This window comes from Nocardioides sp. FY1077 (assembly GCF_058681775.1).
Genome location: NZ_JBZWDB010000003.1, coordinates 446,505 through 464,407, shown reverse-complemented (window position 1 = coordinate 464,407; position 17,903 = coordinate 446,505). Strand labels below are relative to the sequence as shown.

General features: G+C 74.4%; 16 protein-coding genes and 1 riboswitch. Of the genes, 5 read left to right on the top strand and 11 right to left on the bottom strand.

Features of this window, described 5'->3' with window-relative positions; genetic code table 11:
• The first annotated feature begins 1 nt into the window (after position 1).
• Positions 2-1,024 carry an anthranilate phosphoribosyltransferase gene (trpD, locus tag AC4OR8_RS11715; RefSeq protein WP_492165736.1) on the top strand — a complete coding sequence of 341 codons (1,023 nt, stop codon included), beginning with the start codon at positions 2-4 and terminating at the stop codon, positions 1,022-1,024.
• Positions 1,025-1,062: 38 nt separating this feature from the next.
• Here the strand turns inward: trpD and AC4OR8_RS11710 are convergent, their stop codons facing one another.
• The 3 genes from AC4OR8_RS11710 to AC4OR8_RS11700 form a co-directional block, all read right to left on the bottom strand.
• Positions 1,063-2,538: a hypothetical protein gene (locus tag AC4OR8_RS11710; RefSeq protein ID WP_492165735.1), complete on the bottom strand. Its 1,476-nt coding sequence runs from the start codon at positions 2,536-2,538 to the stop codon at positions 1,063-1,065.
• Between the two features lie 106 nt (positions 2,539-2,644).
• On the bottom strand, positions 2,645-2,923 hold the full coding sequence (locus tag AC4OR8_RS11705; RefSeq protein ID WP_492165734.1) for an Lrp/AsnC family transcriptional regulator: 279 nt from the start codon (positions 2,921-2,923) through the stop codon (positions 2,645-2,647).
• A gap of 64 nt (positions 2,924-2,987) precedes the next feature.
• Positions 2,988-4,769, bottom strand: a complete 1,782-nt coding sequence (locus AC4OR8_RS11700) for a DEDD exonuclease domain-containing protein (RefSeq protein ID WP_492165733.1) — start codon at positions 4,767-4,769, stop codon at positions 2,988-2,990.
• 160 nt (positions 4,770-4,929) lie between these two features.
• Between AC4OR8_RS11700 and AC4OR8_RS11695 the strand changes: the two genes are divergently transcribed.
• The 4 genes from AC4OR8_RS11695 to AC4OR8_RS11680 all read left to right on the top strand — a co-directional run bounded on the left by AC4OR8_RS11695 (position 4,930) and on the right by AC4OR8_RS11680 (position 9,248).
• Positions 4,930-6,258, top strand: a complete 1,329-nt coding sequence (locus AC4OR8_RS11695) for an NYN domain-containing protein (RefSeq protein WP_492165732.1) — start codon at positions 4,930-4,932, stop codon at positions 6,256-6,258.
• Positions 6,259-6,353: 95 nt separating this feature from the next.
• A complete protein-coding gene (locus AC4OR8_RS11690) occupies positions 6,354-6,560 on the top strand; it encodes a hypothetical protein (RefSeq protein WP_492165731.1) in 207 nt (68 codons plus the stop codon).
• Positions 6,561-6,751: 191 nt separating this feature from the next.
• Positions 6,752-6,901: riboswitch (cyclic di-AMP (ydaO/yuaA leader) on the top strand.
• Between the two features lie 64 nt (positions 6,902-6,965).
• Positions 6,966-7,958, top strand: a complete 993-nt coding sequence (locus tag AC4OR8_RS11685) for a C40 family peptidase (protein WP_492165730.1) — start codon at positions 6,966-6,968, stop codon at positions 7,956-7,958.
• Between the two features lie 69 nt (positions 7,959-8,027).
• Positions 8,028-9,248, top strand: coding sequence for a peptidase MA family metallohydrolase (locus AC4OR8_RS11680; protein ID WP_492165729.1), 1,221 nt, complete (start codon positions 8,028-8,030; stop codon positions 9,246-9,248).
• Positions 9,249-9,340: 92 nt separating this feature from the next.
• On the opposite strand, the gene AC4OR8_RS11675 is transcribed toward AC4OR8_RS11680, so the two are convergent.
• The 8 genes from AC4OR8_RS11675 to AC4OR8_RS11640 form a co-directional block, all read right to left on the bottom strand.
• Positions 9,341-9,508, bottom strand: coding sequence for a Flp family type IVb pilin (locus AC4OR8_RS11675; protein ID WP_492165728.1), 168 nt, complete (start codon positions 9,506-9,508; stop codon positions 9,341-9,343).
• Positions 9,509-9,516: 8 nt separating this feature from the next.
• Positions 9,517-9,747, bottom strand: a complete 231-nt coding sequence (locus AC4OR8_RS11670) for a Flp family type IVb pilin (protein WP_492165727.1) — start codon at positions 9,745-9,747, stop codon at positions 9,517-9,519.
• Between the two features lie 171 nt (positions 9,748-9,918).
• Complete coding sequence (locus tag AC4OR8_RS11665; RefSeq protein ID WP_492165726.1) at positions 9,919-10,575, bottom strand: response regulator; 657 nt, start codon at positions 10,573-10,575, stop codon at positions 9,919-9,921.
• Positions 10,572-12,287 carry a sensor histidine kinase gene (locus AC4OR8_RS11660; protein WP_492165725.1) on the bottom strand — a complete coding sequence of 572 codons (1,716 nt, stop codon included), beginning with the start codon at positions 12,285-12,287 and terminating at the stop codon, positions 10,572-10,574. Before AC4OR8_RS11660 ends, AC4OR8_RS11665 begins: the two co-directional genes overlap by 4 nt.
• Before the next feature lie 13 nt (positions 12,288-12,300).
• Positions 12,301-13,221 (bottom strand): type II secretion system F family protein, encoded by a 921-nt coding sequence (locus AC4OR8_RS11655; RefSeq protein WP_492165724.1) that lies wholly within the window; start codon positions 13,219-13,221, stop codon positions 12,301-12,303.
• Position 13,222: 1 nt separating this feature from the next.
• The gene (locus AC4OR8_RS11650) at positions 13,223-15,181 is read right to left on the bottom strand and encodes a type II secretion system F family protein (protein WP_492165723.1); all 1,959 of its coding nucleotides are present in this window, start codon (positions 15,179-15,181) and stop codon (positions 13,223-13,225) included.
• Complete coding sequence (locus AC4OR8_RS11645) at positions 15,181-16,725, bottom strand: TadA family conjugal transfer-associated ATPase (protein WP_492165722.1); 1,545 nt, start codon at positions 16,723-16,725, stop codon at positions 15,181-15,183. Before AC4OR8_RS11645 ends, AC4OR8_RS11650 begins: the two co-directional genes overlap by 1 nt.
• A gap of 4 nt (positions 16,726-16,729) precedes the next feature.
• Positions 16,730-17,899 carry a CpaE/TadZ family protein gene (locus AC4OR8_RS11640; RefSeq protein WP_492165721.1) on the bottom strand — a complete coding sequence of 390 codons (1,170 nt, stop codon included), beginning with the start codon at positions 17,897-17,899 and terminating at the stop codon, positions 16,730-16,732.
• Between the last annotated feature and the right edge of the window lie 4 nt (positions 17,900-17,903).

Here is a 17,903-nt window from a genome sequence, read left to right as displayed (position 1 = left end):
CGTGACCACCTGGCCCGAGGTGCTCGGCGGCCTCGTCGCCGCCCGCGACCTCAGCACCGCCCAGACCGCGTGGGTGATGACCGAGATCCTCGAGGGCAACGCGACCCCGGCACAGATCGCCGGCTTCGCCGTGGCGCTGCGCGCCAAGGGCGAGACCATCGAGGAGATGCTCGGCCTGGTCGAGACCATGACGGCCCGGGCCACGCCGATCACGGTGGAGGGCCGGCTGCTCGACGTCGTCGGCACCGGCGGTGACCGGTCGATGTCGGTGAACATCTCGACCATGTCGGCGATCGTGGCCGCGGGCGCCGGCGCCCGCGTGGTCAAGCACGGCAACCGCTCGGCCTCGTCGGCCTCGGGCTCCGCCGACGTGCTGGAGGCCCTCGGGGTGCGCCTCGACCTGCCCGCCGACCGGGTGGCCGAGCTGGCCACCAGCGTCGGCATCACCTTCTGCTTCTCCGCCGCCTTCCACCCCGCGATGCGTCACGCCGCGGTGGCCCGTCGCGAGCTCGGCATCGGCACCAGCTTCAACTTCCTCGGCCCGCTGACCAACCCCACCCGGCCCGCCGCGCAGGCGGTCGGCTGCGCCGATGCCGCCGTGGCCCCGGTGATGGCCGGCGTCTTCGCCGCGCGCGGCGTGGACGCGTGGGTCTTCCGCGGCGACGACGGGCTCGACGAGCTGACCACCACCACGACGTCGTCGCTGTGGGTGGTGCACGACGGCGAGGTCACCCCCACGAGCGTCGACCCGCGCGCGCACGGCCTGGCCGAGGCCACGGCCGCCGACCTGGCCGGGGGCGACCCCGCCCACAACGCCGAGGTGGTGCGCCGGCTCGTCGCCGGCGACCGCGGACCGGTGCGCGACGCCGTCCTGCTCAACGCCGGTGCGGCGCTCGCCGTGCACGGCGCCCCCGGTGAGCCGGTGGAGCAGGCCTTGTCGGCCGGCATCGCCCGGGCCGCCGACGCCATCGACACCGGCGCGGCCCAGGACCTGCTGGAGCGCTGGGTCGCTGCCTCCGCCTGAGGGTCGGTGCCGTGCAGCCGTGCAGAGAGGGTCAGTGGTCAGCGCCAGTCGGCTGGAGCGCGCAGCAGGTCCACGTCGTCGCTGTGGTGCACGACGTCCCAGCCCTCGAGGTCCAGCGCGTAGGCGAGGGGGCTGTCCGGCGGCAGCAGGGCCAGCTCGGCTCCGGTGCCCCGCACGAGGTCGTCCCATCCGGGGTCGAGGTCGGTGATCGCGCGGTTGCGTTCCAGCTCGGAGGTCGTGAAGGTGTCGCCGTAGCCGTGCATCACCAAGTCGATGTCGGGGTAGCGCCACATCAGGTAGCCGCCCCATCCCCAGTCGTCCAGGACCGGCGTCCCGGGTGGTAGGGCGCCCAGCTCGGCGTCGACCCACGCGGGCTGCGGGGGCGGCTCGGTGGCCCGGTCGGCCGCCAGCGGCACGAGCAGCGCCAACGAGGCCGCCGCCGCCGCTCCGACCACGGCGAGCTCTGTGCGACGCGGAGGTGTCGACGGCCCCACCAGACGCTGGAGGGCCGCTGCCGCCAGCGGCAGGGCGACCACGGCGGCCACCGGCACGGTGCGTTGGGAGTAGACCGCGAGTGCGCCCGCGAGGCCGAGCAGCAGCACGTCCTGCCAGGAGCCACCCCGGCGCGCCATCAGCGCCGCGGTGGCGGCGAGCAACAGCAGCAAGGCCGCGCCGGACCCCGTCGCCAGCTCTGGCGCACCCCATTCCTGGAAGTACTCGGCACGCGAGCCGACCGTCACCACGGCCGGCACGATCGCCGGCCCCACCGGGGTCACCAGTGCGGCCAGGGCACAGGCCGGCGCGACGGCGGCATACGTCGCGAGGCTGCGCCAGGTCAGCCCGCGGGCCTGGCGCTCAAGCCCCAGCCCGGCCACCGCCACCACACTGACCACGATGCCGAGCGGCCACATCCCGTGCAGCGTCACCCACACCCACGTGAGGGGCACCAAGCACCAGGCGCGCGTCGGGGAGAGTCGCGGCGACGTCCAGACGGCGACGGTGACGCCCGCCAGCAGGTAGCTGAGGACCTGCGGCCGCATCGACAGGCCGTACGCGGCGGCCAGCAGGGTGAGGACGACCAGTGGCACCGCCACCAACGGGTCGGCCCGCACCCGAGCGGCGAGGTGCAGGACCACGCTCAGCGCGACGAACAGCAGCCCGCACAGCCAGGCCACGCCGGCCAGGCCGAACCAGTCCTCGATCTGCGCCATCACCACCTGCGAGAGCCACTGGGTCGGCACCCAGTCGGCGGTCGCGAACGACGAGACGCTGCCAGGGGAGGTGATGCGCCAGTCGCCGACCAGCTCGGTGCCGAATCGGAGGTGGAAGTAGGTGTCGGTGTTCGTGAGCGGCTGGGCGGCGCGCAGAGCCATCGTGAGGAACACGGCGCCCAGCAGCGTGAGGGGCAGCCAGGAGCGCACAGCCCGGTCGACGACCGACGCCCGTTGCGGGGTCGAGGGCGACGGCCCCGGGCCGTCGCTGACGGGCGGGGCCAACTGCTCGATGCTGGCCACGGGGCCAGGCTAGGGCCGACGCACCGCCACCGCGGGCGAACCGGGTTCAACCACTCGGTCGAGCCAGGGCGACCGCCGAACGGATGACCGGGGCGACGCTGGCCGGTCAGTCGAGCCCGAGGGAGAACGCCGACTCGAGGTCGTGACGCGAGTAGGCGCGGAACGCGATGTGGGTCTCGGTGGATTGCACGCCCTCGACCTTGTTCAGCCGGTCGGCCACCACCGCGGCGACGTCGTCGTGAGCCCGCACGCGGATCAGGGCGATCAGGTCGATCTGGCCGGTCACCGAGTAGACCTCGGAGACGCCGTCGAGCGTGGCGATCGCCTCGGCCACCTCGGGGATGCGGGCCACGTCGGCCTTGACGAAGACGATGGCGGTGATCATGCGCCGCAGCCTAGCCGCGACAGCCGGTGCGCGGGTCCGGTGCGCGGAGGCGTGCGACGGCGCGTCAGCGCGCGGGGCGGTGCACCGGCGCGAGGTCGCGCCGGTCGTCGAACGGCACCAGGCTGCGCCGCGACTCCGCGACCGCGTCGTGCAGCGCGAGGTGGCGGGTGGCGCCGGCGACCGGGCACACCCACTCGCCGTCGACGTCGACGAGGCGCACGCCGGGCGACTCCAGCCAGCGCAGGATCTTCTCGCTCTCCTCGGCGGTGGCCGCCGGCACCGGGCCGAGGCCCGGGGCGACGGTCTCCGCGCTGGCGCGCAGCTCCTCGACGTACTGCCGGGCGTCGGCGCCGGTGGGGATGACGCCGGCGCCGGCCAGCCGGCCCCGGCGCACGACGTGCACCGCCCAGCGACCGTCGTCCTCGCGGCGGCAGGCGACGACCTCGGGACAGCGGGACAGCGCCGACAGCCGCTGGGTGCGGGCGGCGGCCCGCAGGAAGGCGGTGAGGCGCTCGCGGTGGACCCCGGCCTCCTCGAAGCGCTCGTCGGCGGCGAGCAGCTGCATGCGGGTGGTGAGGGTGTCGACCACGTCGTCGGGGCGCCGCAGCAGCGTCTCGCGCAGGCGACGCACCACCGCGCCGTAGGTGAGCTCGTCGACGCTGCCGTCGCACGGCGCCAGGCAGCGGCCCATCTCGGCCAGCACACAGGCGGCCCGCGACGGGCGCAGCGGCAGCCGACCGGAGCACTGGCGCACCGGGAAGGTGTCGTGGAGGGCGTCGAGGCTCTTCTGCGCGGTCTTCTTGGTCGAGAACGGGCCGAGGTAGTCGGCGTCGTCGTCGATGACCCGGGTGACCAGCGACAGCCGCGGCCACGGCTCCCGGGTGAGCTTGACGTAGTGGACCTTGCCGGATCGCCGCGAGCGGCGGTTGTAGCGCGGCTCGTGCTCGGCGATCAGCCGCAGCTCGCGCACCTGCGCCTCGAGGGGGGTCGCGCACTCGACGGCCGTGACCGACGCGGCCAGCCCGACCATCTCGCCCATCCGTGAGCGGGTCTCGGAGGCGGTGAAGTAGGAGCGCACGCGGGTGCGCAGGTCGCGCGAGGTGCCGACGTAGAGGACACGCGAGCGGTCGTCGCGGAAGAGGTAGACCCCGGGGGCGTGCGGGAGGCCCTCGGCGAGGTGGCGCTTCTTGCGCTGGGCGGTGGTCACCCGGGAGGAGAAGGTCTGCAGCTCCTCGAGGGTGTGCACGCCCAGCCCCCCGAGGCGCTCCATCAGCCCGTGGAGCACGTCGACGGTGGCGCGGGCGTCGGAGAGCGCCCGGTGGTTCGGCGTCGTGGCGGCGCCGAAGAAGCGGGCCAGCGACGACAGCTTGCAGTCGGGGGTGTCGTCGCGGGTGACCACGCGGCGGGCGAGCCGGGCGGTGTCGAGCACCTCGAACCGGGGCCAGGGCCGCTGCTGCTGGGCCGCGAAGTGCTGCAGGAAGCCCACGTCGAAGGGCGCGTTGTGCGCCACCAGCACGCACCCGGTGGCGAACTCGAGGAACGCGGGCAGCGCCGACTCGATCGTCGGCGCGCCGGCCACCATCCCGTCGCTGATGCCGGTGAGCACCGAGATGAACGGCGGGATCGCGGTGCCGGGGTCGACCAGGGTCTGGAACTCGCCCAGCACCTCGCCGCCGCGCACCTTGACCGCGCCGATCTCGGTGATCATCGACCCGCCGGCCGCCGACCCGCCCGTGGTCTCGAGGTCGACCACGCAGAAGGTGAGGTCGCGCAGCGGCCGGCCCAGCTCGTCGAAGCTGCGCTGGGACTCCCACTGCGAGGTGGGGGCGGTGGCCGTGCTGGTCATGGTCACCGAACCTAGATCGCGGCGCCGACAGTCGGTCGGCGGCGCGCGGCATAGGCTGGGGCTCCCCGGCGCCGGTCGCCCCGGCGCGAGTGCCCGGCGACCCGCCCCGAGCCAGCCCGAGCCAGCCCCGAGCCACCCCCGAGCAGCGAGGTCGCCCGCCATGTCCGCACCGGCCGACGCGCCCGCGTTCGCGGAGCTGCCCGAGACCGTGCGCGCGCGCCTGGTGGTCCTCGCCGCCGACGTGCTGCCCGACGTGCCGACGCTGCCGCCGGCGCTGCGGCGGGTGGCGTCGTTCGCACCCGCCCGGCGCGCCCGGCTCGGCGGCACCGCGCTGGCGGCGGCGCTGGCCGACGACGACGTGCGCGCCCGGGTGGGGGTGCAGGTCGCCGCCCGCCACGCCCGGGCGGTCGCCGGCCTGGGGACGCCCGACCCGGCGGAACCGGCCGACCTGGGTGATCCGGCCGAGACGGCGGCACTGGCGTGGCTGGTGCGGCCCGAGGGGTGGTCGCCGCTGCTGGGAGGGGCGGTGGCGCAACTCGTCGAGGTCGAGGCGCACGCCGACGACGTCCGCAGCGAGCGCTGGCGCCGGCGCGCCGAGGAGGCCGAGCAGGCCGTGCGCGAGCTGCGGGCCGACCACCGTCAGCAGGTGGCCGACTACAAGGACGAGGTGGCCGGGCTGCGCCGACGCCTCGGCGAGGCCCGCCGCGCCGGGCGGGGTCCTGACGACGCCGCGGCCCGTGCGGCGCTCGAGGCGGCGCACGCCGAGCGGGACGCCGCCCGCGAGGAGCGTGACCGCGTGCAGGCGGCCCTGGTCGAGCAGGAGCGCGAGCTGCGCCGCCTGCAGGGGCAGGTGGAGCGGCTCGAGGCGGCGGCCCGTGCCGGTCGGCGCGAGGTGCGCTCCGAGCGCGAGGAGGTGACGATGCGGGCCCGCCTGCTGCTCGACTCGGTGATCGAGTCGGCCGCCGGGCTGCGCCGCGAGCTCGCGCTGCCGCCCGTGCCCGGCGCGCCGGGTGACCGGGTGGAGGACGGCCTGCGCCGCGACGAGGTCGTCACCGGGGCCGTGGCCGCCACCGTCAGCCCCGGGGTGCTCGAGCAGCTGCTCGCGCTGCCCCGCAGCCGCCTGGTCGTCGACGGCTACAACGTGAGCAAGGCGGTGTGGCCGGGCTCGTCGCTGGAGGCCCAGCGCATGCGCCTGCTCACGTCGGTGGCCCCGGTGGTCGGTCGCACCGGTGCCGAGACCACGGTGGTCTTCGACGCCGCCGAGTCGACGCACCGGCCCCCGGTGAGCCCGCCCCGGGGGGTCAAGGTGCTGTTCAGCCCGGTCGGGGTGATCGCCGACGACGTGATCCGTGACCTCGTGGACGCCGAGCCCGCGGGTCGCACGTTGCTGGTCGTCACCGACGACCGGGCCCTCGGCGCCGACGTCACCCGGGCCGGGGCCCGGGTGGTGTCGGTGACGGCGTTCGTCGCGCTGCTGACCCGCAGCTGACCCGCAGCTGACCCGCAGCTGACCGGCAGCTGACCGGCAGCTGACCGGCACCGCAAGCGCGGGCACTGTCGGTGGGTCCTGCCAGCGTGCAGCCCATGACGACGAGAATCGACTGCGACACCTGCGTGGTGCGGGGACTGGCCTGCCACGACTGCGTGGTCACCGTGCTGCTGGGCCCGCCGCCCGAGCTGACCTTCGACGACGACGAGCGCACGGCGCTCGAGGCGCTGGCCGCCGGTGGCCTGGTGCCGCCACTGCGACTGGTGCAGGCCGTGGACACCCCGGGCGCCGAGTCGGCGTGACCCAGCGCGGCCGCGGTGTGACCCACGGGACTGCTGTGACGCACGGGGGTAAAGACCGTCGGATGTCCCGGGTTCTCCACCGACTCGGCGTGGTGCGGGTTTTGTGGAGGGTGCGGTGGCGGCTAGCCTCACGTGCTCAGGTGTCCGGCAGTAGTGGGCCGGCCGGTCCGCACGGACACCGCGTCGAGTCCGGGCCACGCCTGCCGTGTCCTGGAGCCGGGGACCCACTTCCCCACCTGGGGTGAATCTCCCGCGAGGCGTGCGCGAGCACGTGGAGCGGGCGTAGGGCATGTCGTGCCCGAACCCGTCAGCTCACCCGGTAGACGTACGACAACAAAGGGAGACCGCCCGCTCGTGCAGCACGGCCGGAAACGACTCAGCACCGCCCTCGTCGGACTCACCCTCGTGGGTGCCATCGGGATCATCCCCTCCTCCCCGGCCCAGGCCGAGCCCGACATCGACGATGTCGAGGCCCGCGTCGACCGGCTCTACCACGAGGCCGAGCAGGCCTCGGAGCGCTTCAACGACGCCCGCATCGAGCTCGAGGAGCTGAACAGCGACCTCGACGCCCTCAGCGCCGACGAGGAGCGCCAGGACGACCGGCTCGACGCCGTGCGCACCCAGGTGCGTGACTCCGTCGTGCGCCAGTACGAGGGCCAGGGCCTCTCCGCCGTCGGCCAGGTCGTCGTCGCCGACGACCCCAGCGCCTTCCTGTCGCAGATGTCGACGATGTCGTCGGTCGACAGCGTGCAGGACCAGCTCTTCGAGACCTACACGCTGGAGTCGAAGGCCCTCGACATCCGTGCCCAGGCCGTCGCGAAGCGCGCCGCCGACGTCGCCGACACCAAGGCCCAGCTGGCCGAGGAGAAGGCGACGATCGACGACAAGCTCGCCGAGGCCGAGGAGCTCCTCGGCCGGCTCGAGGCCGAGGCCCGCGCTGCGGTGCTCTCGCGCGACGAGGCCGCCGCCCGGGTGCCGGCCGCGACGACCACCGAGTCCGCCGACGAGGTCGCGCCCGCCGAGCCGGCCCCCGCCTCCGTGCCGGCCTCGGGCCGCGCCGCGGCCGCCGTGGCGTACGCGATGGCACAGGTGGGCGACGCCTACGTCTACGGCGCAGCCGGCCCGTCGGCCTTCGACTGCTCCGGGCTCACCATGATGGCCTGGGCCCAGGCCGGCGTCTCGCTGCCCCACAGCTCCAGCGCCCAGTTCTCCTCTGGCCCGCAGGTCAGCGCGGGCGACCTGATGCCCGGCGACCTGGTGTTCTACTACAGCCCGATCAGTCACGTCGGCATGTACATCGGCAACGGCATGATCGTGCACGCCGCCAACCCGGGCAGCGGGGTCACCACCGCGCCGCTGAACTCGATGCCCTACGTCGGCGCCGTCCGTCCGGGCTGAGCCCTGACCGACGCCCCGGCACCGGAGGCCGACCACCCACGACCGTGGGCGGTCGGCCTCGTGCTGTCGGTGGCGCTCGCGCTGGTCGTGGTCGTCGCCCTCGTGGTGTGGCGGGTCGCCGACGACCCGTACGTCGCCCCGCCCGGCCCCGGGGCCGCGGACGGCCCCGCGGTGGCCGAGCCCGGCCTGGCCGCAGCGGCCGTGCAGCGCCTGCAGGAGGCGGTGCGCGCGGGTGACGCGCCCGCCGCGGCGGCGCTGGCACCCGCCGACGACCCGGTTGCCGCCCGGAGGCTGCGGGCCATGGTGGTCAACGCCGAGCGACTGCGCCTCGACGACGTCGTCCTGCGCTACGTCGAGCAGACCGGCCCCGTGGGGGCCGACGGGTCGTGGACCGCTGCGGTGGAGGTGACCTGGCGCCTGCGGGGCTTCGACGCCGCCCCGGCCCGCACCGAGGTCGCCTTCGCGCTGCGCGCCGACGGCGACCGGGTGGCCGTGACGGGCGCCGGCGGGGGAGACCTCCGCACGCCGCTGTGGCTCGCCGAGCCGCTGCGGGTCACCCGCACCGGCTCCACGCTGGTGATGGTCGCCGGGCCGGCCGCCGCGCTGGCTCGCTACGCCCGGCTGGCGCGCACCGCGCTGCCCGTGGTCGAGCGGGTGGTGGCCGACCGGCGGCCGCGCCTGGTCGTGGAGGTGCCGGCCTCCGCCGGCCAGCTCGACGACCTGCTCGGCGTGGCGCCGGGCACCTACGGCGGCGTGGCCGCGGTGACCGCCTCGGTGGACGGGTCGACCCGGCCCGGCGCGCCCCTCCACGTGTTCGTCAACCCCGACGAGATGGCGGGTCTGCGGGCCCAGGGGGCGCAGGTCGTGATGAGCCACGAGGCCACCCACGCCGTCACCGACGCGCCCACCAGCCGGGCGCCGCTGTGGCTGGTGGAGGGCTTCGCCGACTACGTGGCCCTGCGCGACGTCGACCTGCCGCTGGGCACCACGGCCGCCCAGGCCGCCGCCCGGGTGCGTCGTACGGGCCTGCCGGCCGCGCTGCCCACCGGCGACGACTTCGCCGCCTCCCGCACCCATCTCGGTGCCACCTACGAGGCGGCCTGGCTGGTGTGCCGCGTCGTGGTGGCACAGGCGGGGGAGCAGGCCCTGGTGCGGCTCTACGAGCGCACCAGCGCCGGGGCCGGCCTGGCGACGACGCTGCGTGCGGTCGTGGGGCTCGACGTCGCCGGGCTCACCGGGCGCTGGCGCGCCGAGCTCGCCCGCCTGGCGGACGCACCCCGCTCGCGCTGACCAGGGGCTCCGGACGACGAACGCCCCCGCCGGCCTCGGGGGAGGTCGGCGGGGGCGGTGCGACGACGTGGTCGCAGCCGTCGAACGACGCGTCAGCAGCTCCTCGTGCCGGTGGTCCCGCTGACGGAGTTGCAGGTGTGCACGTACGCGTCTGCAAGGCTGTCGCCGAATGCGAACAGGACCACGACGACCAGCGCGGCAATGCCGCTGATGAGCAGCCCGTACTCGACCGCCGACGCCCCTGTATCGCTCTGCTTCACGACTGGGGTCAGTCGGTCGTGCAGGTCGCGCCGCTCGCAGCCGTGCCGGTCGACGAACCCACCTTGTTGCAGGTGTCGTTGAAGATGTCCTTGACGCTGTCGCCGAAGGCGAAGACGATCACCACGATCAGCGCGGCGATGCCGGCGATCAGCAGGCCGTACTCCACGGCGGACGCGCCGCGCTCGTCGTCCTCGCGGACGGAGATGACGGTGATCAGGCTGCGCAGGTAGTCGATCATGGGGGGCTCCTAGAGTCAGTGTGGTTCCTCGGGCGAGGCGCGGAGCCTCATACCGGAGATCCTGCTCGATCCCGTCGCCGTGCGGATCGACCCTCCGCCTCGACCCCGGTAGTCCATTGGGACTACCCCGGGCGCCGGGACGTCGAGCCCATGGCCCACCTGGGGTGGACGCTAGGGGCGCCCACCTGGGCTGATGCTCGACAACAGGCCGATCCGCATGGCCGTGACCAGGGCCTGGGCGCGGTTGGCGGCGCCGAGCTTCTGGTAGATCCGGGCGATGTGGGACTTCGCCGTCGACTCGCTGAGGTAGAGCTTGTCGCCGATCGCGGCAGCACCGAGGCCGTCGGCGAGCAGCAGCAGGACCTCGTGCTCGCGATCGGTGAGCCGGCTCGACTCCGACGCGGTGCGGCGCATCATCGCGCCGACCAGCCCGGTGCAGACGAACGACCGGGGCGAGACCTTGGCGTGGCGCGCCGCGCGGATGACCTCCGCGGACGGTGCGTCCTTCCCGACGAAGCCGGAGGCGCCCGCCTCCATCGAGGCGAAGATCTGGTCGTCGCCGGAGTGCATGGTCAACACGACCAGGCCCACCGTCGAGCTGCGCTTGCGCACCGCCCGCACGACGTCGAGGCCGGTGCCGTCCTGCAGCTGCAGGTCGGTGACCACCACGTCGGGGGAGAGCCGGTCGAAGGCGGCGAGCCCCTCGGTCACCGACGCGGCGACCCCGGCGATGGTCATGTCGTCCTCCAGCTCGAAGACGCCCGAGAGCCCGGAACGGATCAGCTCGTGGTCGTCCACCAGCAGGACGCGGATGGGCTGGTCGGTCATGCCCTCACTGTAGTGGGATGCGAGCCGCTCGCACCGCCCGCCGGGTCGTGCCTTTCGGCCGGGCTCACCGGGAGGTCGGCCAGAGGTTCGGTGGCGGGCTCGGCGGCGGGCTCGGTCGGCTCGGCGGGGGCGACCGGCTCGCCCAGCCGCACCTGGACGGTCACGCCCCCGTCGGGCGGGCTGCTCACGGTGAGCTCCGCGCCGACGAGCCGGGCCCGCTCGCGCATGATGCCCAGGCCGTAGGAGTCGGCGCGCGCCTCGCCCAGGCCGCGCCCGTCGTCGACGACCGTGATCAGTGCCCGCGGGGGGTGCACCTGGCAGCTGACCCGGATGGTCGAGCAGCGTGCGTGCCGCACGGCGTTGTTCAGCGCCTCCTGCGTGATCCGGAACAGCTCGGCCTCGACCTCGGGGCGCAGTCGGCGCGCGTGCTCGTCGAGGGTCAGCTCGATCGCGACGTCGGAGACCTCGCTGAGGTTGCGCACGATCGCACCGATCGCCGCACCCAGGCTCTCGCTGGTGCCGACGGTGGTGCGCAGGTTGACCACCGAGCGCCGCACCTCCGCGACCACGGCGGTGATCCGCCGGCGCAGCACGGCGATGCGCTCGGCCTGCTGGGCGTCGGCGGGGCGGGCGGCCAGGGCGTCGACGAGGTAGCCCAGCGAGGCGATCTCCTGGGCGATCCCGTCGTGCATCTCGCGGGAGAGCCGGCGCCGCTCGTCGGCGGTGGCGGCGTCGCGGAAGGAGGCGAACAGCAGGGCGGTGTCGAGGTGCACCGCGCTGGGGCCGAGGTCGCGCCCGAGGTCGCGCAGCCGGGTCAGCAGGTCGAACCCGACGGGGTCGAGCCGGTCGGAGAGGGTGCCGGCGACGATGCCGGCCACCCCGGCACCCGTCTGCAGCGGGAACGCGAACGAACGGCCCTCGACGATCGTGGCGCAACCGGCCCAGGAGCGCTCGGCCCGAAGCTCGCTGTCGCCGAGGAGGCCGTCCAGGTCGCCGTCGAAGCCGGCGTCGCCGTCGCCGTCGTCCAGCGAGCGGCTGAGCAGCGGGGTGAGGCTGTCGCCGCGCGGCACGTACAGCACCAGCCGTGACGTCGGCACGTGGTCGCCCACCGACGCCAGGATGGCCCCGCCGAGCGAGGTGGGGTCGAGTCCCGAGCTGAACCCGCCACTCAGGTCGATGAGCTGGCGCAGCAGCTCCTGGGCGAAGCGGTAGGGCTCGAGCGGGTCGGAGGTGCGGAGGATGGCCGAGCGCAGGAACGTCGCGATCAGGCCCAGCCCCAGGGCGGTGATGCCCCAGGTGAGGACGCCGGTCATCTCCTCGCGCGTCAGGCCGCCGCCGTCGTGGGCGAGGGCGGAGGCGGAGGCGGAACCGAGCACCACCAGGACGGTGGCGAGCGACACCGCCACGGCCCCGACGCCGCGCTGCAGGCCCGCGACGAACGGCGGCACGACGATCGCCCCGAGCACGGCGGTCGAGTAGTGCACCCCCACGCCACAGGTCAGGCCGACGACCACGGCCTCGAACACAGCGACGCGCAGCAGGCCACGCTGTGCGCGCAGCTCAGCGGTGCTGACCAGGAGCCAGGCCACCCCGAGGGTGACCATCGCCAGGGCGGCCTGGATCTCACGGTCCCAGAGCACGGGCACCAGCAGCGCCACCAGCACGAAGGCTCGTGCGGCGGCGCTGATGGACAGCGGGTGCAGCTCCTTCACCGGTAGCGACCCACTAGAAGCTGTCCATGATGCTGATGACCGCAGGGCCCATGACGGCGATGAACAGGCAGGGCAGGATGCAGAAGATCAGCGGCACGGTGATCTTGACCGGCACCTGCTGGGCCTTCTCCTCCGCACGCTGGCGCCGCTTCATGCGCATCTCGGCGGACTGCACGCGCAGCACCTGGGCGACGGGGATGCCGAACGCGTCGGCCTGGACCATGGCACCGACGAATGATCGCAGGTCGTCGACGTCGGTGCGCTCCGACAGGCCGCGCAGGGCGGCGGACCGGCCCTGGCCGATCTGCATCTCCTTCAGCACGCGGGCGAACTCGTCGGCCAGCGGGCCCTCGGTGTTGCGCGCCACCTGCTGCACGGCGGCGTCGAACCCGAGGCCCGACTCCACGCTGATCGTCATCAGGTCGATGGCGTCGGGCAGGTCGCGCAGGATGCGCGCGGAGCGCTCGTAGGTCTTCTGGTAGAGGTACAGCGCCGGGCTGAGGAAGCCGAGCAGCAGCCCGCCGGCGGCCACCGCGACGAGCGTGGTGACCGACAGCCCGAGCAGCAGGCTGGCCCCGAGACCCAGGGCGAGGCCGACGACCGCCCCGATCACCTTGCCGGCGACGACCCCGTCGACGGTCAGGCCCTGGGGGTTGCCGGCCACGTCGAGCTTGTGACGGATCCGCTCGCCGGCGTCGGCACCGCTGAGGCGTCGGCCGACCCTCAGTGCCCGGCCGTGCAGGGGCTCGAGCACCCGCTCGCGGAAGGGCCGGTCGATCTCCTCGGTGAGCTCCTTCGGGGCGTCGGTCATCGCCTGGAGCACCGCCAGCGAGCGGGTGACGCCCACCGCCTCGGTGTCGCTGCGCAGCGCGGAGCCGACCAGCACCAGGGCGACGGCCACCAGGGCGACCCCGAGCACGAGCACCATCGTCATCTCACACCTCGACCTTGATCAGGCGGCTCATCCAGAACACGCCGACCCCCAGGATGAGGCCCGCGCCGCTGAGCATCAACCAGCCGAGGGGCTCGGTGAACATCGGCATGATGTAGTCCCGGCTGGTCAGCAGCAGGTAGACCAGGAACAACGGGGGCAGGCCGCCCAGCACCCACGCCGACAGCTTGCCCTCGGCGGCGAGGGCGGCGACCTGGCGGCGCATGTACTCCCGCTCGCGCATGGTGCCGGCGACGTTCTCCAGCAGCTCGGCGAGGTTGCCGCCGACCTGGCGTTGGATGCGGATCGCCATGACCACCCACGCGAAGTCCTTGCTCTCGTAGCGCTCGGCCACGTGGTCCATCGACTCCTCCAGCGAGACCCCGAGGCGGGTCTCGGCCAGCACCCGGCGGAACTCGGAGGCCACCGGCTCGACGCCCTCGCGCACGATGGTGTCGGCCGACTGCGCCAGCGAGAGCCCCGCCGACAGCGAGCCCGCCATCAGCTGCAGGGTGTCGGGCAGTGCGGTGTTGAACGCCTTGCGACGACGCGAGCGGCGCACCCCGAGGTAGAGCCAGGGGCCCACCAGCCCGACGGCCAGGAAGATCAGCCCGAGCACCAGGCTGCCGCCACCGAGCAGCAGGCCGAGCACACCGGCGACGAGGAAGACCGCGGAGTGCACCAGCAGCCACTCCGCGGGTCGCAGGTCGCTGCCGGCACCGTCGAGGCGCGTCGCGATGCGCTGCTCGAGGCCCTTGGCGCGGCGCAGCACCTTGTCGGCGGCGTCGGTGGCCTGGGCACGCGCCTGCTCGGCGTCGACCTTGGGCGGCGCCGCCGCCGACGCCCGCGAGGTGTCGGCGGTGTACGACGACACCCGCTCGGCCGCCGTCGGGGGCGCGGCCGGGCGAGGGACCAGCGCCAGCGCCAGCCCCACCAGGCCGACACCGAACGTGGCCACGCCGGCGGGCATGGTCCAGGTCGGCGCCACCCACCCGCCGTCGACGACGACCGCGGCGTCGAGGCCGGCGCCGACCTCGGGTGCCCGGGCGGTGGTGGTGGTGACGGTGGTGAAGGCCTCCGCCACGACGGGGCCGGTCGGGGAGGGGAGGGTGACCCGCAGCTGGGCGTCGGCGGAGGTGAGGCCGGCCGGCGCCTCCACGCTGACCAGCACCTGGCGGTCGAGGGCCTGCGCCTCGTCGGCGAACGCCCGCTCGAGGGCTGCGCTGGTGGCCGGCACCAGCCGGCCCTGCCCGGCCCGGGCGAGCCGCGTGAGCACCCGCTCCTGCTCGGCCCCCTGCTCCAGGGCGATCACGTCGACCAGCACCTCCGCCTCCGTCACGGCGTCGGTGACGTCGCGCAGCGGGGTCCCGGAGGTGTCGGCGCCGTCGGAGAGCACCAGCACCTGGCGGGAGCCGTCGCGACCGGCCATGTCCACGGCGGCCAGCACGCCGTCGTGGAGCCGGGTCTGCGCCGTGAGGGCCAGCCCCCCGACGACAGCGCGCACGGCGTCGCGGTCGAGGGTGGGCTCCTGGGCCGCGACCACCTCGCTGGCGAAGGTGACCACGCCGATCTCGACGTCCTCGGGGGCGCTGTCGACGAAGGTCAGGGCGGCGGCCTGGGCGGCCGCGAAGCGCTCGCCGGCCATCGAGTTGCTGGTGTCGACGGCCAGCACCGCCGTGCGGCGCACGGCGTCGGAGGTGCCGGCCGGCACGGCCGTGGCGCGGGCCGGCACGCCGTCGACGTCGACCTCGACGCCGCCGAGGTCGACCGCGGCGTCCGGCGGCACCGACACCAGCACCTCGGCCCCGCCACGACGCGGCTCGACGTGCGCGATCGCGGCGGCCGGGTCGTCGGCGCCCCCCGGAGCGGCGCCCGCCGGCACGCCCGCACCACCGAGCACGAGCAGGGCCAGCACGCCGACGGCCGCCGCGGTGCGGCGGCCACCCGTGGCAGCCGAGCGCATCAGACCCGGTCCGTGGCGAAGAGGCGGGGGTCGACGGTCACGTTGGCGTAGGCCATCTTCTCGAGGAACTTCGGGCGCAGGCCGGTGGGTCGCATCCGGCCCAGCGTGCGTCCGTCGTGGTCGAAGCCGAGGGAGTTGTCGAAGAGGAAGACGTCCTGCAGCGTGATGACGTCGCCCTCCATCCGCTCGACCTCGGTGATGTGGGTGATCCGGCGGGTGCCGTCCTTGAACCGGGTCTGGTGCACGATCAGGTCGACCGCGGAGGCCACCTGCTCCCGGATGGCGCGGATCGGCAGGTCCATGCCGGCCATCAGCACCATGGTCTCCATGCGGGCCAGGGTGTCGCGGGGGCCGTTGGAGTGCAGGGTGCAGATGGAGCCGTCGTGGCCGGTGTTCATCGCCTGGAGCATGTCGAGCGCCGACGCGTCGCGCACCTCGCCGACGATGATGCGGTCGGGGCGCATGCGCAGGCTGTTCTTGACCAGGTCGCGGATGGTGATGGCGCCCTTGCCCTCGATGTTGGCCGGGCGGGACTCCAGGCGCACCACGTGGTCCTGCTTGAGCTGGAGCTCGGCGGCGTCCTCGATGGTGACGATGCGCTCGTCGGCGGGGATGAACGACGACAGCACGTTGAGCGTCGTCGTCTTCCCGGCGCCGGTGCTGCCCGACACGATGACGTTGAGCCGTCCCCGGACGCAGGCGTCGAGGAAGTCGCAGGTCTGCGGGCTCAGCGAGCCGAACCGCACCAGGTCGTCAGCGGTGAGCGGGTCGGTGGCGAACTTGCGGATGGTGAGCGCCGAGCCGTCGACGGCCAGCGGCGGCACCACGGCGTTGACCCGGCTGCCGTCGGGCAGGCGGGCGTCGACCATGGGGCTCGACTCGTCGACGCGGCGCCCGATGCGCGAGACCATCTTGTCGATGGTGCGGCGCAGGTGGTCCTCGTCGGCGAACTGCGCCTCGGCCGGCACCAGCCGTCCGCCCCGCTCCAGCCAGATGCTGTCGTGGCCGTTGACCATGACCTCCGAGACCTCCTCGTCGCGCAGGTACGGCTCGATGGGGCCGTAGCCGAGGATGTCGTCGCTGATCTCCTGGGTCACCCGGGCCCGGTCGCTGCTGCTGATCGGGCGGTCCTGCGCGCCGAGCACCTCGGCCAGCACGGTGCGCACCCGTCGGTCGAGCTCCTCCTGGTCCATGTCGGCGGCGTAGAGGTGGGGACCGAGCTGCTTGACCAGCTCGCCGTGCACGCTGGCCTTGAGGTGCTCGATGCGGTCGCCCTGCTGCGCCGTGAGCGAGCGGCGTGCGGTGGTGCCGGCCGCGGCGCGCTCGTTCCCGGCGGCGGGCTGGCGGGCGGGGGCGGGAGCGGACGCCGGCGCCTCGGACCCGGGTCCGACCTGGTCGGCGTCGGCGTGGGCGTGCCGTCCGGCCGGGGCCGGCTGCTGGCCGGCCTGCTGTGCGCTCTGCTGGGCGGGGACGGCGGGGCGCTCGGCGACCCGTGCCCCGGGCGCGCGGCGTGCGGCGGCCAGCCGGTCGGCGAGGGTGCTCACCGGGTCACCTCCTGATCCGGAAGCGGGACCTCGCGGCGGGCGCCGGCGAGGTGGCGGGGGCGGCCGACGGGTCGTCGCCGACCAGCTGGGCGGCCAGGGCGACGAAGGCGGCGCTGGACTGGTGGGTCGGGGAGCCGGCGACGATCGGGGTGCCGGTGTTGGTGGACGCCGCGATCTCCATCGACGTCGCGACCCGCGCGGCCACCGGCATGCCGAGGATCGTCTCGACCTTCTCGGGGGTGATGCCGACGGCGTCGTCGGCGCGGTTGAGCAGCAGGTGGCGGTGGCCGGGGGCGATCGCCAGCGTGTCGAGGGTCTCCAGCGCCACCTTGACGTTCTTCAGGGTGGGCACGTCGAGGGTCGCCACGACCACGCACTCGTCGGTCTCGTCCAGTGCGGTGAGCACCTGCTCGTCGAACGACGGGGCCGTGTCGACCACGACGTGGTCGAAGCTCTCCCGCAGCGTGCGCAGCACCCGGGAGACCAGCAGCGGGCTGATCCGGTCGCGGACGTCGGGGTGGCTGGGGGCGGCCAGCACCATCAGCGAGTCGCCGTGGCGGGTCAGCAGGCTCTCCAGCAGCTCCTGGTCGAGGGTCTCCTCCGAGCCGACCGCGTGCTCGATGGAGTGGTGGGGGACCAGCTGCATGGTGATCGCCACGTCGCCGAACGCGAGGTCGAGGTCGACCAGGCAGACCCGGCGCGCGCCCCCGGCGTTCAGGGCGAGGGCGAGGTTGACCGCGACGGTGGTCTTGCCGACCCCGCCCTTGGGGGAGAACACGGTGACGACCTTGCCGAGCTGGGCGGCGCCCTGGGGCCCGCGCAGGGCGACCCACAGCTGGTGGGCGCGGTCGATCGCGGCGCTCAGCGAGTCTTCCTCCTCGCGGGGGACGACGTCGCGCGCCCCGGCCTTGATGGCCTGGGTGAGCATCGCGGTGTCCATCTTGTCGAGCACCAGCACGACGCTGACGGTGGGACGGGTGGTGCGCAGCTGGTCGCACACCTCGACGGCGGCGAAGAAGTCCACACCGGGGCCGAGCACGGCGACGTACTCGTCGGGGTGCTGGGCCAGCCAGGCGGCCATGCGGTCGGTGGTGTCGACGGCCTGGCTGCCGGCGGGCAGGCGGGCCTGCAGGGAGGCCAGGACGGTGGGGTCGGGCTCGACGACGACAGGCATGCCG